Genomic DNA, 25,296 nt, shown 5'->3' with positions numbered 1-25,296 from the left:
ATCAGGAGTATCAACAAGAGTGGTACCGCGAAGGTGAACAGCCTGTCGTCTCTTGAATGAGATGGCAGGCTTTTTTGTATGGTTTTTTCTAAAAAATATACGCTGTGAACGGGAGTAGTAAAAGAGGATGGTGTTCAGAGAGCTGCGGTAAGGTGCGACGCAGTCACCAGAATCTTTGAAGCTCGCCCGGGAGCGGAACGGCTGAACAACAGTAGGCCGTTACGGTTCGTCCCCGTTACCGGACCTTCCCGCAGGATGAGGACGAACTTCAGCGTCTTGCCGGGAAGAGGAGCTGGACGCATACAGCGAGCAGATGATGTTATACTGTTCGACTGTGCGTCAACAAGAGTGGTACCGCGGAGGGGAAACCCGCCGTCTCTTATAAGAGACGGCGGGTTTTTGCGTTCCTGCGGACCGGATGGAGCGTGGCTGCATCCGAATCCACAGGGCGCGAAGAGTGGAAGTTCCGCTGCATAAACAGCGGAATCCCTGCTGTCATCTAGCTGCCGGCAGCAGTGGGTGGGAATAAGCATAACCGCAAGTCGACGTGCGGCTGTGCGTAATGAACATAACGAATATACACAAAGAAGGATGTCCAGTGAGTCCAAAGCAAGTCCAAAGCAAGTTCGCACGCAGTGAGTAAACAGTGGGTACACAGTGCACAAAACGACTTCATAGTTGGATACGAAGTGAGTGCCAAGTAAGTTTGGTGAGTACACAGAGCGTTCACAGAGGGGTACGCTGAGGGTGTACAGAGTGGGGCGTAAGGGGAGATGGGGCTAATGATGGGCTAACGGACCCTAACGTCGTTATTTGCCCGTTTAGTCGCTTCTGGAACATGTAACGGACTCAGGGTACCCTATTTCCGCCCAAACCATGGATTTTACACAGGATTTCTACTCATAGCGTCTCTGGAGTCCGTTATTTTTTCTGGAACGGTCGATGGTCAGGAAATAACGTCTCTGTGGTCCGTTACCAGACAAAACAAGAAGCAATCCAAAACAAATCTAAACGAGCCAAAACAAACCCAAAACAAATCTAAAGCGAGCCGAAAACAAATCTAAAGCGAATCCAAAGAGAGCCCAAAGCAAAACAAATAAACCCAAATCTAACACATAAACAGGAGGGATTTACCATGATTATTCCAGTCAAGAAACGAATTCAGATTTTTGATACCACGCTGCGTGACGGCGAGCAAGCACCGGGTGCGAGCCTGACGCCGGAGCAAAAGATACTGTTGGCTTACAAGCTTGCAGAGTTGGGCGTAGATGTGATGGAACCGGGATTTCCCGTGTCCAGCCCTGGTGATTTTAACGCAGTGGAGACCATTTCGCGCAAGATACGGAACGTGGAAATTTGCGGATTTGCCCGCGCGGTCAAGGGTGACATTGATGCTGCTGTAAAAGCAACCCGTGATGCCGAGCGGCGGCGGATTCACTTGTTCATTTCCTCCTCGGACATTCATCTTCAGCATCAACTGCGGATGAGCAGACCCGAAGTGGTGGCAAAAGCCCGTGAGATGACGGCATACGCCCGTCAATTCACAGATGTTGTAGAGTTCACGGCGATGGACGCCGCTCGGACCAATATTGATGACCTGATTGAGATGGTGGAGGCTGTCATCGAGGAAGGCGCTACTATTATTAACTTGCCAGATACGGTTGGTTACGCGCTGCCACATGAATACGGTGAAATGTTCCGGCGGGTGCGGCTGGGGGCCAGAGGCGGAGATAAAGTCATCTACAGTGCCCACTGTCACAACGATCTGGGGCTTGCCGTGGCTAACAGCCTGGCGGCCATTGAGGGAGGCGCCACACAAATCGAGGTCACCGTTAACGGTGTCGGTGAGCGAACAGGCAACTGTGCATTAGAAGAACTGGTCATGGCGCTGGAGACCCGTGGCGACGTTTTGGGTGCAGAGACGGGCATTGCACTGGATCAGCTCTATGAGTCTTCACGACTGATCAGTAGCGCGATGCATTTTCCCATTGCTTACAATAAACCGGTCGTCGGCAGAAATGCATTTCAGCATGAGTCGGGTATTCACCAGGATGGCTTGCTGAAGGATCGCAGCACCTATGAGATCATGGACCCGGAACGCCTTGGTATTCCGCGCAGTATGATTATCCTGGGCAAACACTCCGGCCGACATGCACTGAAAGACAGAGCCGCAAAATACGGCATTGCACTGGAACCGGCGGAACTGGATGCCCTGTACGAGTCGTTCAAAGAAACAGCTGACCGGCAAAAGGTTGTCAGTGACGAGCAGCTTCTGCAGATGGTGAGCAGTACCACTGGACAGCAAGCCCAGGTCTATGAACTGGGTGAGGTACAGGTACTGGCGGGAAGCGCAGCACGGCGTGTAGCTGCTGTGACCGTGCGCCATTTACAGAGCGGCAGCGAGACCTCTCATACCAGCACAGGTGATGGTCCTCTCGGAGCGATTATTGCTGCGATTGGGCAAGGAATTGCGGAAGATATTGATTTTGCCGGGCTGGAACTGCACTCGCTGAGCAGCGGAGAGAATGCCCAGGCTGAGGCTGCTGTGATGGTGGAATGGGGCGGCGCCAAATTCAGGGGTACGGCAATTCACCAGGATATTGTAATGGCTGCCGGATTGGCCTACATTGCAGCCTGCAACGCGGCGCTGCTCTCCACACGGAGTGTAGAAGCGGAGTAGCCAAAAGATGTGCGCTGGCCAACCTGTTCGGCAGATCGCCGCTAGAAATCGGCTTTACGATTGCGCCGGCGGCCGTTTTATCCGCGATTCTCAGCTCCATAGTTCTTCAGGTTTCGGCGAAAGGGAAGGCATGGCCCCCACTTAGCTGTCTTATATTGACTATACCCGCTGTCTGAACTGGAGATGGCGGGTTCTTTTTTGCCATAAAATCACGGGAAATATTAAGGGGAATTGCCTTTGTCAAGGTGTGGACAACGTTATCCACATATTCCGGCCGAATTGTGTAAAAAGTGCGTAAAATCAGCAATACCAGCTCTTTTTTTAAGGGCTTTGATTAGATGGGGGGATGTGAGGTTATTCTGTGGAAATTGTGGATAATGTGGATAGTATAGTGGATAATATTTCCTTGACAACAGAAAGGGCGATTTAATCCATAAAAAAAGCCCCGAAGGGCTGTGTTTAACAAAGAGTTATGCACGAAAACTGGGGATAGAGTTGTGGATAAGTATATTTGAACAAATTGGGAACTGTAAAAATATTTTTTCGAAGCAGATTTACATTATTCGTCAGCAAGGATTTCCCATTCGCTAAAAAATTGACTCAATCGTTCCTTCTTGTCCTTCAATTCTTCTTCATGCTGCTGAAGCGCCAAATAATCCTGGTAGACTTCCGGTTTGGTCATCTCATTCTCTATAACAGCAATCTCTTCTTCCACTGTCGCGATGCTCTCTTCCAGTTCAGTGATCCGGCGCTGACGGTTACGTTCCTCCCGCTTGGCCTGTTTGTCTGCTTCAAAGGAAGAGGCCGTGCCTTTCTCGGCGGGAGGTGGCTCTTTGTCGATGTTTTTAGCAGCAGACTTGAGCGCAGCTTGTTCGGCGGCCTCCTTGGCGATGTCCTCTAGCTCCCGCTTTTTCTCAATATAGTCGTCGTAGTTACCGAGATACGGATCGATGCCGTCCGGGTGCAATTCCAGCACACGCTCTGCCATTTTATTGAGGAAATAACGGTCATGGGAAATGAACAGCAGTGTGCCTTCAAAATCAATCAGGGCTGATTCCAGTACTTCACGGCTGACGAGATCCAGATGGTTCGTCGGCTCATCCAGGATGAGCATGTTAGCGCCGCGCAGCATCAGCTTGGAGAGCGCCACCCGCGCTTTTTCCCCACCGCTCAGTGCAGAGACTTTCTTTAGAACATCTTCACCACTGAACAGGAAGTTGCCGAGGATCGTACGAATTCTGGCTTCCTCCAGCATCGGGTATTCGCTCCACAGCTCTTCCAGAACCGTATTTCGCGGATTTAGGCGTGTCTGTTCCTGATCATAGTACCCGATTTTAACCTTGGTGCCCCAGTTTACGGTTCCAGCAGAAGGCTCGCGTGTGTCCATCATGCATTGCAGCATCGTGGACTTGCCGATCCCGTTCGGTCCAATTAACGCGGCGGTCTCACCCCGGCGTAGTTCGAAAGAGGCATTGCGGAACAGAGGCGGCTGTCCTTCACCGAAGGCAACGGCGACATCACGCACCTGCAGCACTTCTTTGCCTGAGATGAAGTCTGGCTCAAAAGCGAAGTTGGCCTTTTTCAGGTCGCCCAGCGGTTTGTCGATCCGGTCCATCTTCTCCAGTGCCTTGCGACGGCTCTGTGCCCGTTTGGTTGTGGAGGCCCGGACGATGTTGCGCTGTACGAACTCCTCCATCTTGGCGATCTCGCCCTGTTGTTTCTCATACTGCTTGAGCCGTGCTTCATACTCGGCTGCTTTGATATCTACATAACGGCTATAATTGCCCGTATACCGCCGGGACTGGTGCCGTTCAATCTCTACAATCGTTGTCACCAGCCGGTCGAGGAAATACCGGTCATGGGAAACCACGAGAATGCCGCCGGAATATCCGCGCAGGTAATCCTCCAGCCAGGTCAAAGTCTCGATGTCTAAATGGTTGGTCGGCTCATCCAGCATGAGCAGGTCCGGGGCCTGAAGCAGAATCCGGGCTAATGCAAGCCGTGTCTTCTGCCCGCCGCTCAAGGTAGAGATGCGGGTATCCGGTGCGAAGTCGCCGAAGCCCATACCATGCAGGACGCTGCGAATCCGGGTATTCATCTCATAGCCGCCGTGGTCCTTGAACCAGTCGGACTGACGGGCATAACGCTCCAGCAGATCCTCGTACCGTTTGGGGTCTTCAGCGAGTGCGGGATCGGCGATTTGTTCCTCCAGCCGCCGAAGTTCAGATTCAGCTTCTATTAACGGAGCGAAGACCGCGAGCATTTCTTCTTCTATGGTCTTGTCCGATTGTAGTCCGCTGTTCTGGGCCAGATAGCCAATTGTTGTTTCTTTGGATTTATGAATTTGCCCGCTGTCAAAAGACAGTTCACCCGCCAGAATTTGCAGAAAAGTGGATTTCCCGGCTCCGTTAACGCCGACTAGGCCTACCCGCTCTTTTTCATTAACCTGAAGGTTGATACCGTCCAGCACGCTTTGTATTCCATATAATTTCGTAATTCCTGTTGCTTGAAGAAGCATAATGATGAAACCTCCACCCTTGCATATTACGCCTTGGCGCTGTCGCCTCAGCCGCTATAATCACGTATTCCCTTTAGTTTACATGAAAAGCGTTTCCGGTGCGAGAGCCTGCTGGAGGGAAGAAGACCGGAACGTTTCACGAACAGGGCCCGGGACACGGGGAACGCCCGTGCGCAAAACCATGTCTTCGGGCTATCTTGGCGAACCGGGGAGAAGAGTGGTAAACTAATCTTACAAACTAGGAGAAACGACGGACAGAAGAGGGAGGCGGCTGCTTATGACGGGCTTGCATGAAGAGCTCGCGCGAAGAAAGCGTGAGCTGCGGGTGCAGCAGGCTACCGCTCGGGACAGTCTGTCCCTGGGGCAGCGCAGCGAGTTGTCCGCGAAGGTCTGCCGCAAAGCTTGGGCGTGGAGTGAGTCTGAGACTCTGTCTTCAATTATGGCCTATGTATCCTTCCGTTCAGAACTAAACACCAGGCCGTTAATCACACGCGCTTGGGAAGCTGGGTGCGAGGTGCTACTGCCCCGGGTTGTTCCCGGCAGCGGAGCAATGACACTGCATATTGTCACTTCCTGGGAGGAGTTGTCCGTCGGTACGTATGGCATCATGGAGCCGACAGCGGCCGGAGAGAATGCGGGGACCATAGTCTCCCGCAAACTTCCGGCCGCAGTATTCGTACCGGGACTGGCATTTGATATCCGGGGCGGACGCCTCGGATATGGACGGGGTTACTATGACCGTCTCCGTGCATCTTGGGAGACTAGCGGTCTTTATGAAGGAGTGAGCCCCCCGCTTTGGATCGGGCTGGCCTACGACATGCAGATCGTAGAAGAAGTACCGATGGATGATCATGATGCTGTTATGGACATGCTGATTACGGAGCATGGCGTGCTGGATTGCCATAACGGAGAGTTTTTCAAGGGATAACCCCTGACAGCAAGAAGTGCAGAAGCTCTAGAAGCGCGCTGCGCTGCATAACGATACATAGCATATAAGAGAGGGAGGGCGAACCTATGGCGTGGAAAACAGCAATCCTGACGGCCAGCGATAAAGGGGCCAGGGGCGAACGGGAAGACACGAGCGCCCAGGTGATCCGGGAGCTGGTAGAGGAAGAACTTGGAGGGGAGATTGTTGAATATCGAATTGTCCCCGACGAGCAAGATGAGATTATTGCGGCTTTAATAGAATTGACTGATTACTTTCAGGCGGACCTGGTGCTTACTACCGGGGGGACAGATCTTGCCATCCGCGATGTAACGCCAGAAGCCACTCGGCGTGTTATTGAGCGGGAGGTGCCAGGGCTTTCCGAGGCGATGCGTAGCACGGTTATGCAGAAGAACCGTGCAGTGATGCTGTTTCGCGGCATTTGCGGGATCCGCGGGCGCACGCTGATTGTGAATCTGCCCGGCACGCCGAAGGGTGTTCACGAGAATCTGGCGGCCATCATGGACCAGCTTCCTGAGGCATTATTGATGGTGACTGGACAGTACCGCCAGTAACACTGTCTATCCGGGTCATTTTCTAGTCATGTCACCCTATCACTCGAAGAAAATCGATGGATGTGTGATATAAGTTATGGTATTATTAAATCGTCGTAAACGGTATCATGAACGGACAGAATGACAAGGAGGATAAACAATGTTAAGTGGAATTGGTACTCCGGGAATTATCTTGCTGGTGATACTGGCGCTGTTGCTCTTTGGTCCGAATAAGCTTCCCGAACTGGGCCGGGCGGTTGGACGAACCTTCCGCGAGTTCAAGGAAGGCGCACGTGATATCGTCGGTGATTCTGAGCCGGCCAAGAAGAGCGAAGCTCCACCAGCGCCGGAAGCCCCGCAGAATGCAGCGGCCAATGTTCCGCAGGACAGACGTCTACCGGAATAATAGAACAATTAAGGCGGGGGTTCTCTTAAGTCGACTAGTGACTATGGAGAGTGCCCTCTTTTTTTAAATTGGTATCAGAAAACCCCACAAAGTATGGTGACAGAGCAGCGAGCTCCCTGCTGTACTTTGTGGGGTTATTTTGTGTCATGGGTGGTGTCTGCATGTCTGTGAAGGGTGATGAGATGTCGTTGGTAGATCATCTCACCGAATTACGCAAACGGATTATTTATGTGCTGATTGTCTTTGTTCTGGGCTTGGTGGGCGGATTGTTCTGCGCTAAGCCGATCTACGAATATCTGATCCGTTCCGATCTGGCAAAAGGCTTCGTGCTGCACGCCTTCTCCTTCTGGGACGGGATTGGCATGTACATGAAGATTGCCATGGCCGTATCTCTGGCCATTTCCGTTCCTTTTATCATCTATCAGCTATGGGCATTCGTTAGCCCAGGGCTGCGTCAGGTGGAGCGGAACGCGGCGCTGCGTTATGTGCCGTACGTATTCATCCTTTTTATCCTCGGGGTATTATTCGCTTATTACATTGTGTTTCCAATGGCGCTTTCTTTTACGATCTCTATCACAAGAGATATGGGACTAGAAGAGACCTATGGCATTGCTCAATATTTTGACTTTATGTTCAGCTTGGTCCTGCCGATGGCACTGCTGTTTGAGCTTCCGCTGGTGGTTATGTTCCTGACTAAAATCAGAATTCTTAACCCGTTGCGCTTGCGCAAGCTGCGGCGTTATGCGTATTTCGTCCTGGTCTTTATCGGGATTGTGATTACTCCGCCGGATTTCATCTCTGACTTTCTGGTAGCGATTCCACTGCTGGTTCTGTATGAATTCAGCGTGTTTCTCTCTGCCTTTGTATACCGCAAGCAGCTTGCTGCGGATAAGGAGCTGGAGGATCGTTACGTTAAGCGACAGGAGGATTAATGGAAGTGCTTGCAGGGTAATGCTTTCCTGAAGCAGCATTGCGTAACAAGCGTGACTGAATTCTCTCCATGCTCAGGGTGAAAAGGGCAATCAGTACGAACAACGCGGTGCCGTTCCAGAGATCCAGGACTATACCGCCCAGAAGTGGTCCAAGCGCCCTGGAGACTTGAGGACCCATGCCATAGATGGCAAAGGCGTACCCTCGCTGATCGGCCGCAGCCATCTCGGCCACGGCTTTCTGCGCATGAGGTCCATGCAGCATCTCACCGACAGAGAAAATAAACTCTGCGGTTAGCAGCAGGACAAGCGTAGGGGCGAATCCGTAGCCCAGTGCGACCACAGCGAAGAGCAGGTAGGCGATGCTGAGCATGCGGCGTGCTGTGAAGCGTGACGTCACTTTGGCAACCCACAACTGGAGCAGGATGACCGTCACACCGTTGAAGGTCAGCATCGTGGCAAGTACGGCTTTATAGTTATCGAAATGCGTCTGGAGCTGGAAAGGTAATGTAGAGTCCACTTGGGCATATAGAAAGCCAACAGGCAGGTAGCAGAATGTCAGCCAGAGAATCATCCGGTTCTCTCGCTGTTTTGCTGCCGTTAGCCAAGGTACGGCTGGCCCAGCAGTTTGTCTGCTTCCCTGCAGCCTGGACGGTGCCGATTCTTTCAAGCGGAGCCAGAGCAGCCCTGAATAGGCAGCCAGCAGCAGTGCGGCGATCCAGAAGACGAAATGCACGTTCCAGGAGAACAGCATGAGTCCGAGGGCGGGACCGAAGGCAGCGCCGAAATTAAGCGCCATGTGCAGCAGTGCATAGACCTCTGCCCGCTTCTCCTGCAGGACAATGTCGGAGATCTGAGCGCTGGCCGCTGGCTGGAACAGGGCAGAGCCGATCCCGTTCAGGCTGGAGGCGGCTGCAAAGAGGATGATTCCATCCGCCAGGGCATAGCCGGCGAAGGATAGGGTTTGTAACAGTAGCGAAGCAACCATAACCGGCTTGCGTCCATACCGGTCACTGAGGCTTCCGCCGCCGACTCCGGCGAAGATGCCGAATAAAGGCTGCAGGCCGACGATCAGGATCGGCAGCAGCACAGAGCCGTTCATTTGGTCATGCAAGTATAAGACCAGAAAAGGCCGGATCATGAACATTGTTAATGAACTGAGAATAGTACCAGTGAACTGGAGCCAAACGGCCCCGTCGTAGGACCGAAAGAATGATAATAGGTTGATTTTTTTGGCTGACATGAAGTGTTTTCCCCGCTTTCTTTCACTTGGCTAGTGCATTCCCCGATCTGCACAACTGGAGTATACATGCCGCTATTTTGTTAGTAAAATTAAGGTTGATGATGTTGATATTAGTTTTTACTAATGGCTGATTTGGGCTTGATGAACAGATGTGTCACAGAGGGGAGGATTCTTCTGCCGGCTTCCGGCAGGGAGGAAGATGACTATACTCCAGTTGCAAGTGTTTGCGGCCGCAGCGGAAGCAAAGAGCTTCACCCGTGCTGCCGAAGATCTTGGTTTTACCCAATCTGCCGTATCGCAGATGATTCAAAGTCTTGAGAAAGAATTGGGCATTTTATTGTTTCACCGCAGCCGCCAAGGCATTGTTCTGACCGGGAACGGAGAGGCGATGCTGAAGCATGCCCGTCTTATTTTGCATACAACCCAGGTTATGAAGGAAGAAGCCGCTCTTGCGGTGCAAATGCAGGCCGGTTCGCTGCGGATTGGTGCCACGCCGGATATTGCCTGCCGGTTCGTGCCGGAATTGTCCGAGGTATTCAAGCAGTCTTTCCCTGGCGCGGAGCTTGTGATCTTCGAAGGAGAATCCGAGGAGATTAATGAATGGATCGCCAGTAGTGTTATTGATGTCGGCATAACGATGTTCCCGGACCCACAGTGGCATAGTGTGCCTCTGATCCGCGATGAGATGGTGGTGCTTTTGCCGGAGAATCATTTGCTGGGGCAGGAACCCTTTTTGAATTTTGAGCAAATCAAGGAACAGTGCTTCCTAATGCCGAAGGACGAGGATCTGCGCAAGCTGCTGCTGTCCCGTCATCCCGGTTTCAATGTTGTGATGGAAGTGAAGGATTTCAATACGATTCAGGCGATGGTACAGGAAGGCTTGGGTCTGTCTATACTACCCCGGTTCTATATTTCCAGACTCGGCGCCAAGCTACCGGCTGTTTCTTTCGCACCTGCACTCATGCAGGAAGTCGTGATGGCGGTCAAGAATGAGAGTGATATTCCGCCGCTGGCAGCCGAATTCATGCGACTCGGCCTCGCCTATATCCGCAAGCACAGACAAGATGCTGTTACGGGTGAATGATAGAGAGGAAAGGCATATTTTTCCGATGGCTGGATAGAATGTAAAGGGGCATGTGTCGGACAACCCTCCAAAACCATTTTTTCCCGAAAACAAAATACGAATTTGTGTAAAAGGACTTGAAATCCGCTCTCAAGTTGAGTATCATAAAAATTGTTGTTAGCACTACGGAGTGTCGAGTGCTAATGATGCTGAAAAATATGGAATGACGGGCATTTCCTATGCCAGATTCATATTTTTCAAAATATCGCAGTCTGTAGACTACAGCGATATTCCTAATCTCTGTTTTCAAGATCAATCACATAATTTTAAAGGAGGCTATTTTTCATGATCAAACCTTTAGGTGAACGCGTATTGGTAGAACCGAGCGAGCAGGAGGAAACTACTTCTTTCGGAATCGTGCTTCCGGACTCCTCCAAGGAGAAGCCACAAGAAGGCAAGGTTATCGCAGTAGGCAGCGGCGCATTGAAAGATGGCGTGCGTGTGGCACTGGAAGTTAAAGAAGGCGACCGTGTAATCTTCTCGAAGTATGCCGGAACCGAAATCAAATACGAAGGCAAAGAATATTTGATTATGAAAGAAAGCGACATTCACGCGATTCTTGACTAAGAATCGTTTATAAGATTGAACTCAATTACTTATGAATAGTGCACGAAGAAGTGTACGCTAACAAAACTAGGACGATGCTTTCGAAGCCAGTTTTGACGGAGAAGATCGAGGAAGTATATTCACAAAACTTTTGGGAGGTATATTACACAATGGCAAAAGAAATCAAGTTCAGTGAAGATGCTCGCCGCGCAATGCTGCGCGGGGTTGATGCTTTGGCAAACGCGGTAAAAGTAACACTTGGACCGAAAGGCCGCAACGTGGTACTGGAGAAGAAATTCGGTAGCCCGCTGATCACTAACGATGGTGTAACCATCGCCAAAGAAATCGAACTCGAAGATGCTTTCGAGAACATGGGTGCTCAACTGGTTAAAGAAGTAGCTACTAAAACCAACGATGTTGCTGGTGACGGTACTACAACTGCAACTGTTCTGGCTCAAGCCATGATCCGTGAAGGTCTGAAGAACGTAACTGCAGGCGCTAACCCTATGGTTATCCGCAAAGGGATCGACAAAGCAGTTCGTGCAGCAGTAGAAGAACTGCAAAAGATCGCTAAGCCAATCGAAGGTCAACAATCCATCGCTCAAGTAGCGGCAATCTCCGCTGCTGACGATGAAGTAGGCCAACTGATTGCTGAAGCTATGGAAAAAGTGGGTAAAGACGGCGTAATCACCGTTGAAGAATCCCGTGGATTCCTGACTGAGCTTGAAGTGGTTGAAGGTATGCAGTTCGACCGTGGTTACATTTCTCCGTATATGATCACTGACACGGATAAAATGGAAGCCGTTCTGGAGAACCCGTACATCCTGATCACTGACAAGAAAATCAGCAGCACGCAAGAAATCTTGCCGCTGCTTGAAAAAATCGTTCAACAAGCTAGACCGCTTGTAATCATCGCTGAAGATATCGAAGGCGAAGCACAAGCTATGCTGATCGTGAACAAACTGCGTGGAACTTTCAACGCTGTTGCTGTTAAAGCTCCTGGCTTTGGCGACCGTCGTGAAGCTATGCTGCAAGATATCGCTGCCCTGACTGGCGGCCAAGTGATCACTGAGAAGCTCGGTCTGGACCTGAAGAGCACTTCCATCGAGCAACTGGGTAACGCACGTCAAGTGCGCGTAACCAAAGAGAACACTACAATCGTTGACGGAAGCGGCGACAAAGCAGACATCACTGCTCGCGTGAACCAAATCCGTGCTCAACTGGAAGAAACGACTTCCGAGTTCGACAAAGAGAAATTGCAAGAGCGTCTGGCTAAATTGGCTGGCGGCGTAGCCGTTGTCAAAGTTGGCGCTGCAACTGAAACTGAATTGAAAGAGCGTAAACTGCGCATCGAAGACGCCCTGAACGCAACCCGCGCTGCGGTTGAAGAAGGTATCGTATCCGGTGGGGGTACAGCTCTTGTGAACGTATATAACGCTGTTGCGGCAGTGAATGTATCCGGCGACGAGAAAACCGGCGTAAACATCGTGCTTCGCGCGTTGGAAGAGCCAGTTCGCACAATCGCAGCGAACGCTGGTCAAGAAGGTTCCGTTATCGTGGACCGCTTGAAAAAAGAAGCTATCGGCATCGGCTACAACGCTGCTACCGGTGAGTGGGTGAACATGTTCGAAGCAGGGATCGTTGACCCTGCCAAAGTAACTCGTTCCGCACTGCAAAACGCTGCTTCTGTAGCGTCCATGTTCCTGACTACTGAAGCGGTAATCGCTGATAAGCCAGAACCTGCAGGCGCTGCTGGCGTTCCTGACATGGGCGGCATGGGTGGAATGGGCGGCATGATGTAATAAGTTTTAGAAAACCCTTGGAAGGCCTGGTTTTACGGGCCCTTCAAGGGTTTTTATTTTGGGGAAATATGGTTTACAGATCATACCAGCATCCAGTACAATAAATGCAACGGAAGCAACGTGCCCTGCCAGTAATGGCGGGGCATTTTACATAAGGAGTGTTAGGGTGAAAAAATATTCAGAGAGTTTGGTGTCCACTTTTGTGTGGCAACTATTCTTATAGTCATTTCGTTATTAATCAAAGATCATGATGATACGAATATGGAACAGCTATCCTTGATGATCGTACTGATGTCTGGAGCGCTTATATCTATCGGCGGATATCGCTATCTGAGAAACAGAAAAGGTATTGAAATGATAATTGGCGGAGTTATTGTGTTAGGCATAGCTTTGTTTTACTTGTCTTTTGAAGTGTGAACAATTCAGCGCTCAATGCAAAGTGCCGACTGAAGGGGATATAATATGTTTTTAGCAGATGAAGATTATCAATATAGAAGTACATATTTTATCGTTGCGCATTTGGAGCCACTAATCTATGGTCTGCTTATATTGCTTTTAATAGTAGTGGGCTTGTTATGCTGGAATAAATACATAAAGAAGAAAGATAAGGATTAAGAATAATAGTTAGGACGAAGAGGCTTCCTGAGTAGATTAAATTAATGAATTCAATTTTCTAGACATTGTTCGGTCCACCGTATAAGGAATGGGCCACATGATGTAATAAAGGCCGACCATTCCTTTTCCAGCGCGATGAGTAGAGCTATCCCTCAAGCTCCACCTTGAGGAGGACGGCTGAAAGGCTATGCAGAAGGACTCTTTTTCCGCCTAAAAAGATAAACAGCATTTTCATCCGACGGGGGCAGAATGAGAGAAGAAAGCTTCTCGTCTAGCTCCATAGTAAACTTATCAGCGTTATAATAGGCGTCGAAATCTCCGGTAAATGCGGGATTCCTTGTCCCGATAACGATATATAGGTCAACTGAGGGTGTCTTGAATACATGTTTTTCATATGCATTTTTAGGTACAGGCCAAGAACATAGCACTACCTGGGGAGTGTATTTGAGCAGGGCCGTTTTGGCGTCCGCTTTTTCCACAAAAGAGGGGTAAGCTATATAATGGCTCCAACTATAGTCGTCGGTAGCTTGGCAGTTTATATGCTCGCCCTTCAAAAAATTAGCCAAGGTGCCGTCACCGGCAGCGATTTCAAGACAGGACTGGTTTCCGATCAGACTTGAAAGCTCTTTAATAAACGCTCGCGAATAGAAACAATAGATCCCTTTTTTATTGACCAAAGGCATTAATATCTTCTTATGGATGACGAACCTCCACCAGAACTTAAAAAGTCCCAGTGAGACGGGCTTCCTCTCAAGACCTTTTCTGAACAAAAGCTTCTGCAAAATAGTGCCATCCCAAAGATTGAACTTTACATTGTTCTCCGGGGTTTTGGATGAAACGGCGATATTAAGCTGCTCTAGCAAATAAATAGCAAATCGGGCCTTGATCACATCGGGCAAAAATACATTTATTGTTGTTTCATTGAACCTGCTTTTTTGAATTTTAGTATGAGCAATCTTTGCGCTTGTCGTATATTTATCAAGGATGGCAGTAATAAGCTTAGACTCTCTGCCGTTTCTTAGTACACCAATTTCTTGCAGGACCTCTTCTTGATACTCCGGATATTGTTGTAATAATACTTCCATGCTAATTTCATTGGCCAATATTTTCTTGGCGGTGCTACTCGCAAAATTTCTCATGTTATTCTCCAGTAATCATTTAGTGATACTACTATATAGACTGACTAAGAAACTTAACATAAGGGGAACGGAATGGAGGGGAAGTTTGGAACTGAAGGAGCGAAAGCGACGCCTTTGTCTCCGGATTTTATCCGCGAATAGCGGTACAATCTAAAGAAATCTGGAGACAACAGCGGCCGAAAGTCCAAACCTTTTCCGCAATGACGATCTAACCCCGTGTAATAAAGAGTTTATAGGAAAGTGTAAAAAAGGATAATGAAAAATGACATTGACTACTGGTATTATTGAGGAATTGAACTTAACATATTGCCTGTACGAAGGAGAGGTTCATCAATGGGTATGACATGGGATCTGAACAGCCTGTATCCTTCTTTTGAGTCTGGGAAGCTGGAGGAAGACCGCAGTCGTCTGGGTCAATATATAGAGGATTTAAAAGAATGGGCTACGGCAAATTTGCATACTGAGAGGCCTACACCTGCTTCAACCGAGGCTTTTTTGCGAATATATAATCAATATAAAGGTGTATATGTTTGCCTGATGGCCTACGCAGAGCTAGTACTCAGCGCTGACGGCAGCAGTCAGGAAGCAATAAATCTTCTGGATGATATTGAAAATGCGAATGCAGGAATTGGCGGAGTGATCGCAGGATTTAAACGCTGGTATGCTAATTGTGAGAACCTGGACGAGCTTACCGGAAGTTCAGCGTATCTACTGGAGCATCGTTTTTATTTAAGCGAAGTGCTGTCCCAATCGAGGTTTGTGTTAAATGAAGAAGTGGAGGCCGCTATTGCCAAAATGCAGAGCACCGGGTCCAAAGCCTGGGAAAGGCTTTATATGGAGACGGCTTCGAGCGTACTTGCAGAACTTGAAACGGGTGATGGGTCGCGTAAAGCAACACTGGCGGAACTGAGAAGCATGGCCTATGATCACAATCCCAAGGTAAGAAAAGCAGCACATGAGGCAGAGACTGGGGTCTGTAAATCAATTGCTCAAATCTGTGCGGCCTGCATCAACGGAATAAGCGGTGAGGCGCTAACAGTGTACGGCATGCGGGGATACGACTCACCTTTGGACAAGGTGCTGACAGCTTCAAGAATGGACCGGAAGACATTGAACGCCATGCTCTCGGCACTTCAAGAAAGCTTGCCAAGCTTTCATAAATTTTACGAGAAGAAGGCGGTACTGCTGGGACATTCAGCCAAGCTGCCTTTCTATGATCTTTTTGCGCCAATGAATGAAGAAAAGAGTGGAATCTCCTATGAAGATGCACAGAATACGATAGTATCTAGTTTCGGAGCTTTTAGCGGAGAGCTAGCGGATTTCGCCCGGAAGGTATTTGAACAGCATTGGATTGATGCGGAGCCGAGAGCTGGAAAAGGCGGCTACGGAATGTGTATTGATATTTTTTCGATTCAGGAAAGCAGAATTATGACGCAGTTTACAGGTAATTCTATGGATATTGCTGTGCTTGCTCATGAGATTGGCCATGCCTATCATAGCTCCTGTCTGGCGGGTCAGACGATGCTGAATACGGATTATCCGATTCCGATTGCCGAGACGGCTTCGATTTTTTGTGAGACGTTGGTTAACCAGACCTTAATTGCTGGTGCAGCAGAGAAAGATATTGCGCCGATTCTGGAGAGAAGTATTTCTGACGCTGGCTATTATCTTGTGGATTTCTATGCCCGATATTTATTTGAGATACGCTTGTATGAGCGGAGGGCATCAGGAACGTTGTCTGTTCAGGAGCTTAATGAGCTGATGCTTACATGTATGTCGGAAGCTTATGGGGAGAGCATTGATCCGGACACGCTTCATTCGTATATGTGGCTGGGTAAGGCGGGATATTTTATGGCAGGGAATGAATTTTTGAACTTTCCATATTCATTCGGCCTGTTGTTCTCCAAGGGGCTTTATGCGGAATATTTAAAAAGAGGCGAGGACTTTGTGGATCAGTATCGTCTGTTCCTGAGTGCTACAAGCAAGCATAACATCGTTGATGTGGCTGCCAAAATGAGCATCGATGTTCACTCCGTTGATTTTTGGAGAGGGGCGCTCAGTCTGATCGAAGAAGATATTGCAGAGTTTATCCGCAGGACCTAAATTGGATAGCGAAGCGCTCATTAGTGCGCTATTATAAGCTGTACGTATGAACAAATGTCTACACTCGCTTGCCTAAGCCCACGTTTGAGTTTGAGCGGGGCTTTGATAGCAGGAAAATATACCGTTAATTCGCTCCCTTCGGCTTATTCGTCCTAAATAAAGGGAATTTATCCCGTTAAAAAACCTCTTTTCTCCGTAATTGTCCAGCTATGAGGTGATTAACGGGATATTTTCCAGTTATCTTTAGGAAAGACGTAAATTTAATCAAAATAACAGGAACTATTCCCGTTACTCCCATGCCCGATCGAGTGAAGTGGAGCTTTCTGGCGTAATTGTCATCTGGCTGGGGGAGCTCCTTAGAACGAAAGGGTCATTTTGTACTTTAGGCTACAGGAAGTTCTTTATTGAGATATCGAAGTCATTATTGAAATGAAGTTGTGTGTTTATAGGATCCCACAGTTATTCTCCAGTTCCCACAATCACTCGCCAATTCCCATCGCAAGTCGCCTCAATATGCCCCTTCTGCTCAATATAATGCGTCACAATCTCCGATATATCGATGAGAATCTCTTTAATGACCGGTTTTCCCAGATACATCTCATAGTCGCCCCCGCCGACCGCACGGTAATTGTTCATGACAACGTCGTATTCCCCGTCATTGTCCAGCGGATTGCCATGGTAGTTCAGCAGAGTGACGCGCTGGCCGACTGGCCGGGCAATATCGAGGATGTACTGAATGCCTTCCCACATATCATAATTGTAATGTTGCGGTTTAGGCTCGATATAGGTTGGATTGATCTCAAGCTGGCCGTTTTCATCAAGCTGGAAGTAATTCGCGGTCTGCTCTAAGGCCTGCCGAATATCGCTTCCTTTCAGTCGCAGCACGGTCAATGTGTTGGGATAGATGAAGTTGGCCAGAATGTCCCGGCGTGTAATGGTCTGATCGAAACCTCTGCACTCGTTGCGAAGCAGCGGTGCTGTCGAAATGTCTATGCCCGCCGCTTCCATCTGCACCTTGTTCATGAATTCAATGAACGGGTGATCGGCCAACCGGCATTCAGCAGCGTTAGCAATGGAGAGGTCCCCCTGAACCTGTCCCACGGTGTAGTCAAGCCAGACCTGCGTTTCAGCTTCAACCGCACGTGTCAGCTCAATAATACGCTCATCCACAGCAATAGTGGAGTCTACGGATAGCAACTCGGCTTGCTTGTCCCGAAGCTTCCATTTACCATTTTCTTCGGTGAAGGTGGCTGTAATCTTGCCTAGCGCCTGCCCATTGAAGCCGGGTTGAAGCACAGTTACTCCATTGATTTCACTGGTAATGGAACGGTGCTGGTGACCGGTAATCAGCACATCCAGTCCCTCAATCTCCATACACATCGCATAGCCTTGGTTCTCTCCGGTCAGTCTTTCTGTAGGTTCCCCGGTAAGCAGATCCCGTTCGAATCCCCCATGATACGAAACGACCAGAAGGTCGGGCTGTTCGCCCGTCCGAATGTCCGCACACCACCTTTTCACAGATTCAAGGGCATCATGGAATTCCAATCCCTCAAGATGAAGAGCGTTCTCCCAATGGGGAATATAGTGTGTAGTTACGCCAAGAATCACAACTTTGATTTTCTGATCGATCCATTTGACAATATAAGGCTTGCCGAAGGCCGGCTCACCGGTATCCCTATTGGTAATCCCCGCCGAGAGCCACGGGAAGTTGGAGTCCTGCACTGCTTGGCCGAGCACATCCATCCCGAAGTTGAATTCATGATTACCGAAAACTGCTGCATCATAGCGTAGCTCATTCAGGACAGAAATTGCTGGGTGGCGGTTCTCTTTGCCTTGAGTAGCTGAATAATATGCCAGCGGCGTACCTTGGATAAGGTCACCGTTATCGATCAGCAGCAGTTCAGGTGTATGAAGTCGTTCCCTGTGAATGAGGGTTGCGATTTGGGCCAAGCCTTGATGGTGCACCTCGCGAGTCCGGTAATCGACAGGCTGGATATGGCCGTGCAGATCACTTGTGACGAGAATTTCACAGGTGATAGTATCGTTTTTTTTCATGAGTAATAGGCCTCCCCAAGATCATTTCGCTATCATTCTAACAGAAAAAAAAGTGGATTTAAGAGGTTAGGGAAGATTTTACGGAGAATTGACAATCCCCCTCCTTACTTTTAACAGAATCCCTTTATAGTTTAGAAGTACAAAAAATAGACAAATCTGGAGGTCTTAAGGTTGAAAAAAATCAGTAAATTCGTTTTGCCGCTAATGATGTCTTTTGCATTACTTAGTGGTTGTGGATCTAACAACACGAACCAGGCCAACTCCGCAGACCAAGGATCGGCTAATGCTACCAATGCCCCACAGGAAACGACGGCTCCAGTAGCGGAAGGCTATGTTCCCGAGAAGCTGACTGTACAATTTGTACCATCCCAGAATGCGGATACGCTCGAAGCTAAAGCCAAGCCGCTAGAAAAATTGCTGAGCGACAGACTTGGAATTCCTGTCCAAGTTAGCATCTCCACTGACTACAACACCGTGATCGAAGCAATGGCTTCTAAGAAAGTGGACGTAGGCTTCTTGCCGCCAACCGCTTATGTTCTTGCCAAGGAAAAAGGCGCAGCTGAAGTTATCCTGCAAGCACAACGCTTTGGGGTGAATGACGATACAGGCGCACCTACCGATCAACTGGTGGATTTCTATAAATCGATGATTATTGTTAAAAAAGATTCTCCGATCCAAACCGTTGCCGATCTGAAAGGAAAGAAGATTGCTTACCAGAACGTAACCTCTTCTGCAGGTTTTGTATGGCCGGCTGCGACGCTGATGGACGCAGGTCTTGACCCGTTGAAGGATGTTCAGGCGATCACAGTGAAGGGGCATGACCAAGGCGTACTGGCCGTGCTGAACGGTGATGTTGATGCCGCTGCTATTTTCCAGGATGCCCGTAACATCGTCCTGAAAGACTATCCGAAAGTCTTTGAAGACACGCGGGTACTGGCCTTCACGGACAAGATTCCTAATGACACCATCTCGGTTCGTTCCGACATGAACAAAGAGTGGGTGGAGAAAATCCAGAATGCCTTCATCGATATTGTGGCCGACAAAGAAGGTCATGAAATCATCAAGGATATTTATTCCCACGAAGGTTATGTAAAATCCGATGACAGCAAATTCGATATCGTTCGCGAATACAACGAGAAGGTTAAAACAGAGTAGGTCGGGTCTTTCACAACAATCTTACTGATAAGACATGAGGATAGCCGGTCCGGGCGCTTGCCCCGGTCTGGCTATCTCTTTTATTCGATAATATAAAGGAATGATTCCATTGATAGAGCTTCACAATGTATCCAAAACTTATCCGAACGGTACCAAGGGCCTGAATGGGATTAATCTTACCATCGCTCACGGCGAATTTGTCGTGATTGTGGGACTCTCCGGTGCGGGGAAATCAACGCTGCTGCGTTCGATCAACCGGCTACATGACATTACAGAGGGCGATATACGCATCGGCGGTCAATCCATTACGAAGGCCAAGGGTAGCCAGCAACGGAGGATTCGCAGGGACATCGGGATGATTTTTCAAAGCTTCAACCTTGTGAAGCGCACTACGGTTCTGCGTAATGTGTTGGCCGGAAGAGTTGGTTATCATTCTACGCTGCGCACGATCCTTGGCCGTTTTCCGAAAAACGACATCGAACTGGCATTTCAGGCACTGGACCGGGTGAATATTGTTGAGAAGGCCTATTCACGTGCAGACCAGCTCTCGGGCGGACAGCAACAGCGGGTGGCGATTGCCCGGGTATTGGCACAGGAGGCGCGGGTGATTCTCGCCGATGAGCCTGTAGCTTCACTGGACCCGCTCACGACGAAGCAGGTTATGGATGATCTGAAGAAAATCAATACAGAGCTAGGCATCACTACGATTGTGAACCTGCATTTTATTGATTTAGCGAGACAATATGCCACCCGAATCATCGGGCTGCGGGCTGGAGAGGTCGTATTCGACGGACCGGTGTCTGAAGCGACCGATGAGAAGTTCGCAGAAATCTATGGACGTCCCATCCAGAAGGACGAGCTGCTTGGCGAACCTGTGACAGAGGTGCCTGTGTCATGAGTACCAATACGGAGAAACTTCGGCCGAAAGCACCGAGGAAGCTGAAGCACTATTTTACGGCGGCGATCTTGATTATTCTGCTGTGGAGAAGTGCTGTTCTGACAGATTCCAGCTTGGGAGAGCTGGTGTCGGGCCTGCCCAATATGCTGGACCTGTTAAAGGAAATGTTCCCGCCGAAATGGTCCTATTTTGAAAAAATCGTGGATGCGATGCTGGAGACGATCCGGATGGCACTGGTCGGCACTACACTGGGCGCTATTCTGGCTGTGCCGGTGGCATTATTTAGTGCAAGCAATATCACCGTTAGCCGTTGGCTGCATCATCCGGTCCGCCTGCTATTGAATCTGATTCGCACGATCCCTGATCTGCTGCTAGCTTCTATCTTTGTAGCCATCTTCGGGCTAGGGCCACTGCCGGGGATCTTCGCCTTGACGGTCTTCTCGCTGGGACTGATTGCCAAGCTTACCTATGAGGCGCTGGAGACCATTGATCAAGGACCGCTGGAAGCCATGACTTCCGTGGGGGCGAACAAGATTCAGCGCATTGTCTTTGGTGTAATTCCACAGGTGCAAGCGCATTTCATGTCTTATGTGCTGTATGCCTTTGAAATCAATGTCCGTGCGGCGGCTGTGCTTGGTCTGGTAGGAGCGGGAGGTATCGGCCACTACTATGAGGTTACGCTAGGCTTTCTGGAATACAACAAGACCTGCACCATTATCCTGTTCACACTGGCAGTGGTGCTGATTATTGATTATGCAAGTACAAAGCTGCGGGAGAAATTATTATGAGTAAACCATGGAGTGAGATTGTTCCCAAGCCACGAAAGAACCGTTTTCGCTGGCTGATTTATGTAGCGCTGGCTGCAATTTATATTTGGGCTTTTTCAGGTGTGCCGTTTAACGGATTTAAGGAGACGGCCGGGGTAATTACGAAGGCGATCTTTAGCGGAATCTTCTCCCCTGATTGGGGATTTGTTTATTTGCCGGACGGCGAGGACCTGCTGCACGGATTGCTGGAGACACTAGCGATTTCAGTGCTCGGGACATTTATTTCTACATTTATTTGTATTCCGTTCGCTTTCTGGGCAGCGGTGAATATGAGCCGGGGAAAAGTAATCTCGGGTTCCGGTAAGCTGGTCTTGAGCTTTGTTCGTACCTTTCCCGAGATTGTTATGGCCTTGCTGTTCATCAAGGCCGTAGGCCCGGGTTCTTTCGCCGGTGTACTGGCTCTGGGGCTGCACTCAATAGGGATGCTAGGGAAGCTGTTCGCGGACGAAATCGAGAATATCGACCGTGGACCGCTGGAAGCACTGGTTTCTTCGGGTGCTAGCCGCATGCAAGTATTGTGGTTCGCGGTGCTGCCCCAGGTGTTGCCCGGGTTCCTTTCCTATACACTGTACCGGTTCGAGATCAACGTCCGCTCAGCGACGATTCTTGGTGTCATCGGTGCCGGGGGGATTGGTACGCCGTTAATCTTCGCGCTTGGAGCGCGAAATTGGGACCGCGTAGGTATCATTCTACTCGGAATTATTGTGATGATTACGGTGATTGATATTATCTCAGGTACGATTCGGAAGCGATTGGTGTAAACACAAAGAGCTACAAGACAAAACTCACACTAGCTAGATTCTGTGTGAGTTTTATTTATATTGAGACAAGGATTTCGAATTTGCGATAATATAACAGGGGAAGTGGAGAATGCAGCTTTAAGAAGGAGAAGTGGTAGATTTGGTTATTCGTATTTTAAATGCTAATGATGCTGAGACCTATCAGAAGCTTCGGTTAAGAGCATTAAGAGATCATCCCGAGGCCTTTTTAAGCAGCTATGAAGATGAAAAGGATATGCCGCTGGCTATGGTACAAACAAGGCTGCAGGCCGATCAGAATAGGTTCACTCTCGGAGCTTTTAACGATAATGGTGAGCTTGCAGGTATAGTGACTTTTATCCGGGAGAACCGAGAGAAGGTCAAGCACAAAGGGCTTGTGGTAGCGGTGTATGTGAGCCCGGAAGCCCGGAAGCTTCGTCTCGGTTTTGCTTTAATGGAGGAACTTATCGCCAGAGCGGCACAGCTTGAGGGCGTGGAGGTTCTGAACCTGGCTGTGATGTCTGGGAATGAAGCAGCGGTAAGGTTGTATGAGTCGCTAGGGTTCACTTGCTATGGCAAGGAGAAAAAAGCGGTTAAGATCGGTGATACTTACTACGACGATGAACATATGAGCCTGGATTTAAGTGAACGGAGAACATTTTGAATCCGAGGAGCTACAAAAAATTGTAATAACATTCCTGCCTAGAGCATATGTTGGTCTATCCGACTTGTCCCAAAGGAGTTGAAGACTTGGCTACTGCGCTTCTAGGCAGTTTTTTATCGGCAATGGCGACTGTTCTCGGCGTAATCCCTATTCTGTTCGTGAAGAGACTATCGGAGAAATGGAAGGATATACTGGTTGCGTTCACAGCCGGAATCATGGTATCTGCTGCCACCTTTGGCTTAATGCCTCAGGCAATCCAGGAGTCGGGGATCATATCCTTGACCCTTGGTCTGATCACCGGCGTGCTGCTGCTGGACTTGATCGAGAGCCATATTCCCCACATTGATGTGGAGAACAAGCCCGGCTACACCAATATGGATTCGAAGGCATTGCTCGTTATCATTGCGCTCTTTATCCACAACATCCCAGAAGGGCTTAGTACAGGTTTTAGTTATGCCAGTCAGCAGGCCAGCCTTGGGCCTACGGTTGCTCTGGCTATCGGTGCACAGAACATCCCGGAAGGGCTGATTCTGGCTGTATTTATGATGAATTCCCGGACAAGCCGATGGAAGGCGTTAGGGATTGCCGCTTTGACCGGACTGATGGAGATGGTATCGGCGGTGATCGGTTATTTTACGGCCAGTTCGCTGCAGAATGTAGTCGGCTACGGTCTTGCTTTTGCTGCAGGGGCGATGCTCTTTATCGTATACAAGGAACTGATTCCGGAGAGTCACGGCCATGGCTACGAGCGTTCATCGACTTATTCGTTCATTATCGGGCTTCTCATCATGGTGTATATCACACAGATTTTCCAATAGGGTGGATAAAGGATTTTTGGTAAAGTCTGTCGAACAAGAACATTTATGATGACCATATATGAAACGAAAAAATTGCCATTTTATACGTTGCTGTTATTTATTATTGCTGGAATGCTTGGAGCGGGTTTTTTTGAGCCCCGTTCCTTTTTGGCGTTAGCTGCGGTTCTTTATGCTGTAACAGCGGTATATCTGGCAGGGGTTAAAAAGTTTACGCTGCTACCGGTGCATGTTTTTCTACTGATTATTATGGTTTTATATTGGCTGGCTGTCGGATATGCCGCTGATCCTGAGCAAGCTGTTCTGGAAGCGGTTAAAGTGTCGCTGCTGCTGCCGGTCACGCTGCTATTCTCAGGCTTATCCAGTCTTCAGCGTGACCGGCTTTGGGCGGCATGGTCCTGGGGCGGTGCAGGACTCACACTTTGGGGGCTCTTCTTCGGCCTCTTCCGTGAGGGCAGGCTGGAATCCACGTTAGGCTATGCCAATGTGTACGCTGTCGTGATGGCAGCGGGCTTGGCCGCTGGCTGGCATGCCTACAGACGGTCCAGTCAGCGGAGATATTGGCTGCTAATGGCCATTCAACTGTGCGGGCTGTTGATGTCAGGTTCAAGAGCAGTATTGATTCTTGTAGCTGCCGGAACGGCCTTTCTTTTATTTTTAAATAGAAGAAGCAAAGGGGCTGTATGGGGAGCAATTATTATGCTTGTGGTCCTATTGGCAGCAGTTGTCGTCGGCGTACTCTATGGCGGCACTGGCAGCATTCGTAGCATTGGCTGGAACGCCACGGAGTTTTCTCTGCGTCGTATCTATTGGAGTGATGGCCTCCGGTTATGGCAGACGCATTGGCTGACGGGTACCGGCGGGGGCGGCTGGGCCGTGCTGTATCCCTCAGTTTTCGTAAAATATGTGCACCAGCAGTATTTGCAAATGGCTCTGGATACGGGCATTGCCGGAGCCTTGGCGTTTATTGCCATGATCCTAACTGCGCTCCGGGCCAACTGGCGCCGTGGGCGGGAAGGCTTAAGCATTATGCTGGCCGTGTTGCTTTTCTGCGCCCATCTTGCTTTTGACATCGACCTGGCCTATCCGCTGGTCTTCGGTTTGTTTGTCATGCTGCTGGCTGAAATGGAGCTTGCGGGATACAAGGGAAAAGAAATCATGCTCACCGGCCTGAGAACTACTGCAGTTGTGCTGCCTTGCCTTATCGCTATCTGCACTTTTGTTTGGATGACAGCAGGATATATGTTGATCTCTAAGGGAGAAGCGGCAAGTGCCCGGAGGGAGTGGAAGAGCGCGCTGCAAAGCCTGCAATCGGCGGAGAAAATGCTACCTTGGTCGGATAAGGTACACTACCAAATGGCTACTGCTTATTCCGGTTTGGCAGAGTCCCAAGGGGATGAGAGTACGATGAAAAAGGCAATTAACGAGATTAGGATCGCTGCGTCGAAGGTCCCTGCTAACAAGAAGTATCAGGAGATGCTGAAAAAGGTGGAGAAAAGTAAGAAATAGGAATATATCTATAGCAAATACATATTGTTATT

General features: G+C 49.3%; 20 protein-coding genes and 1 other annotated feature. Of the genes, 16 read left to right on the top strand and 4 right to left on the bottom strand.

What is annotated here, in order from left to right:
- Window positions 1-95 precede the first annotated feature (95 nt).
- Window positions 96-383: a binding site (T-box leader), on the top strand.
- Between the two features lie 752 nt (window positions 384-1,135).
- The gene (locus ACFVU8_RS25190; RefSeq protein WP_379467230.1) at window positions 1,136-2,680 is read left to right on the top strand and encodes a 2-isopropylmalate synthase; all 1,545 of its coding nucleotides are present in this window, start codon (window positions 1,136-1,138) and stop codon (window positions 2,678-2,680) included.
- Between the two features lie 559 nt (window positions 2,681-3,239).
- On the opposite strand, the gene abc-f is transcribed toward ACFVU8_RS25190, so the two are convergent.
- Complete coding sequence (gene abc-f / locus ACFVU8_RS25185) at window positions 3,240-5,198, bottom strand: ribosomal protection-like ABC-F family protein (RefSeq protein ID WP_387431000.1); 1,959 nt, start codon at window positions 5,196-5,198, stop codon at window positions 3,240-3,242.
- A gap of 277 nt (window positions 5,199-5,475) precedes the next feature.
- On the opposite strand from abc-f, the gene ACFVU8_RS25180 reads away from it, so the two are divergent.
- From ACFVU8_RS25180 to tatC, 4 genes are all read left to right on the top strand, one after another.
- Entirely contained in the window at window positions 5,476-6,126 is a 651-nt protein-coding gene (locus ACFVU8_RS25180) for a 5-formyltetrahydrofolate cyclo-ligase (protein WP_387430998.1), read from the top strand.
- An 86-nt stretch (window positions 6,127-6,212) separates the two neighbouring features.
- Window positions 6,213-6,698: a MogA/MoaB family molybdenum cofactor biosynthesis protein gene (locus ACFVU8_RS25175; protein ID WP_020429419.1), complete on the top strand. Its 486-nt coding sequence runs from the start codon at window positions 6,213-6,215 to the stop codon at window positions 6,696-6,698.
- Between the two features lie 139 nt (window positions 6,699-6,837).
- Complete coding sequence (gene tatA / locus ACFVU8_RS25170) at window positions 6,838-7,083, top strand: twin-arginine translocase TatA/TatE family subunit (protein WP_175373943.1); 246 nt, start codon at window positions 6,838-6,840, stop codon at window positions 7,081-7,083.
- Between the two features lie 161 nt (window positions 7,084-7,244).
- Window positions 7,245-8,015: a twin-arginine translocase subunit TatC gene (gene tatC / locus ACFVU8_RS25165; RefSeq protein WP_379467227.1), complete on the top strand. Its 771-nt coding sequence runs from the start codon at window positions 7,245-7,247 to the stop codon at window positions 8,013-8,015.
- Here tatC and ACFVU8_RS25160 read toward each other — a convergent pair.
- On the bottom strand, window positions 7,996-9,255 hold the full coding sequence (locus tag ACFVU8_RS25160; protein WP_387430996.1) for an MDR family MFS transporter: 1,260 nt from the start codon (window positions 9,253-9,255) through the stop codon (window positions 7,996-7,998). The two genes, tatC and ACFVU8_RS25160, sit on opposite strands and share 20 nt — an antisense overlap.
- A gap of 199 nt (window positions 9,256-9,454) precedes the next feature.
- On the opposite strand from ACFVU8_RS25160, the gene ACFVU8_RS25155 reads away from it, so the two are divergent.
- The 3 genes from ACFVU8_RS25155 to groL all read left to right on the top strand — a co-directional run bounded on the left by ACFVU8_RS25155 (window position 9,455) and on the right by groL (window position 12,726).
- Window positions 9,455-10,339 carry a LysR family transcriptional regulator gene (locus tag ACFVU8_RS25155; RefSeq protein WP_387430994.1) on the top strand — a complete coding sequence of 295 codons (885 nt, stop codon included), beginning with the start codon at window positions 9,455-9,457 and terminating at the stop codon, window positions 10,337-10,339.
- Window positions 10,340-10,663: 324 nt separating this feature from the next.
- Window positions 10,664-10,945, top strand: coding sequence for a co-chaperone GroES (gene groES, locus ACFVU8_RS25150; protein WP_175373947.1), 282 nt, complete (start codon window positions 10,664-10,666; stop codon window positions 10,943-10,945).
- Window positions 10,946-11,094: 149 nt separating this feature from the next.
- The gene (gene groL, locus ACFVU8_RS25145) at window positions 11,095-12,726 is read left to right on the top strand and encodes a chaperonin GroEL (protein ID WP_175373948.1); all 1,632 of its coding nucleotides are present in this window, start codon (window positions 11,095-11,097) and stop codon (window positions 12,724-12,726) included.
- 800 nt (window positions 12,727-13,526) lie between these two features.
- Here the strand turns inward: groL and ACFVU8_RS25140 are convergent.
- Window positions 13,527-14,480: a hypothetical protein gene (locus ACFVU8_RS25140; RefSeq protein ID WP_387430992.1), complete on the bottom strand. Its 954-nt coding sequence runs from the start codon at window positions 14,478-14,480 to the stop codon at window positions 13,527-13,529.
- A 333-nt stretch (window positions 14,481-14,813) separates the two neighbouring features.
- Here ACFVU8_RS25140 and ACFVU8_RS25135 point away from each other — a divergent pair, with 333 nt between their 5' ends.
- Complete coding sequence (locus ACFVU8_RS25135; protein ID WP_387430990.1) at window positions 14,814-16,583, top strand: M3 family oligoendopeptidase; 1,770 nt, start codon at window positions 14,814-14,816, stop codon at window positions 16,581-16,583.
- 459 nt (window positions 16,584-17,042) lie between these two features.
- Here ACFVU8_RS25135 and ACFVU8_RS25130 read toward each other — a convergent pair whose 3' ends face one another.
- On the bottom strand, window positions 17,043-18,638 hold the full coding sequence (locus tag ACFVU8_RS25130) for a bifunctional metallophosphatase/5'-nucleotidase (RefSeq protein ID WP_387430988.1): 1,596 nt from the start codon (window positions 18,636-18,638) through the stop codon (window positions 17,043-17,045).
- 171 nt (window positions 18,639-18,809) lie between these two features.
- On the opposite strand from ACFVU8_RS25130, the gene ACFVU8_RS25125 reads away from it, so the two are divergent.
- From ACFVU8_RS25125 to ACFVU8_RS25095, 7 genes are all read left to right on the top strand, one after another.
- The gene (locus ACFVU8_RS25125; RefSeq protein WP_066377456.1) at window positions 18,810-19,793 is read left to right on the top strand and encodes a phosphate/phosphite/phosphonate ABC transporter substrate-binding protein; all 984 of its coding nucleotides are present in this window, start codon (window positions 18,810-18,812) and stop codon (window positions 19,791-19,793) included.
- A gap of 109 nt (window positions 19,794-19,902) precedes the next feature.
- The gene (gene phnC / locus ACFVU8_RS25120) at window positions 19,903-20,691 is read left to right on the top strand and encodes a phosphonate ABC transporter ATP-binding protein (protein ID WP_387430986.1); all 789 of its coding nucleotides are present in this window, start codon (window positions 19,903-19,905) and stop codon (window positions 20,689-20,691) included.
- Window positions 20,688-21,479 carry a phosphonate ABC transporter, permease protein PhnE gene (gene phnE, locus ACFVU8_RS25115; protein WP_387430984.1) on the top strand — a complete coding sequence of 264 codons (792 nt, stop codon included), beginning with the start codon at window positions 20,688-20,690 and terminating at the stop codon, window positions 21,477-21,479. Before phnC ends, phnE (ACFVU8_RS25115) begins: the two co-directional genes overlap by 4 nt.
- Window positions 21,476-22,279 (top strand): phosphonate ABC transporter, permease protein PhnE, encoded by an 804-nt coding sequence (gene phnE, locus ACFVU8_RS25110; RefSeq protein ID WP_387430981.1) that lies wholly within the window; start codon window positions 21,476-21,478, stop codon window positions 22,277-22,279. Before phnE (ACFVU8_RS25115) ends, phnE (ACFVU8_RS25110) begins: the two co-directional genes overlap by 4 nt.
- Window positions 22,280-22,418: 139 nt before the next feature.
- Window positions 22,419-22,940, top strand: a complete 522-nt coding sequence (locus ACFVU8_RS25105) for a GNAT family N-acetyltransferase (protein WP_387430979.1) — start codon at window positions 22,419-22,421, stop codon at window positions 22,938-22,940.
- Window positions 22,941-23,026: 86 nt separating this feature from the next.
- The gene (locus ACFVU8_RS25100) at window positions 23,027-23,758 is read left to right on the top strand and encodes a ZIP family metal transporter (RefSeq protein WP_083205455.1); all 732 of its coding nucleotides are present in this window, start codon (window positions 23,027-23,029) and stop codon (window positions 23,756-23,758) included.
- A 45-nt stretch (window positions 23,759-23,803) separates the two neighbouring features.
- Window positions 23,804-25,264 (top strand): O-antigen ligase family protein, encoded by a 1,461-nt coding sequence (locus ACFVU8_RS25095; RefSeq protein ID WP_387430976.1) that lies wholly within the window; start codon window positions 23,804-23,806, stop codon window positions 25,262-25,264.
- The last annotated feature ends 32 nt before the right edge of the window (window positions 25,265-25,296 follow it).

Origin of the sequence: Paenibacillus sp. NPDC058177 (genome assembly GCF_042883835.1) — a bacterium.
GTDB lineage: Bacteria > Bacillota > Bacilli > Paenibacillales > Paenibacillaceae > Paenibacillus_AQ > Paenibacillus_AQ agri.
The sequence above is the reverse complement of the archived record's forward strand: the minus strand, read 5'-3'. Positions and strand labels throughout refer to the sequence as shown.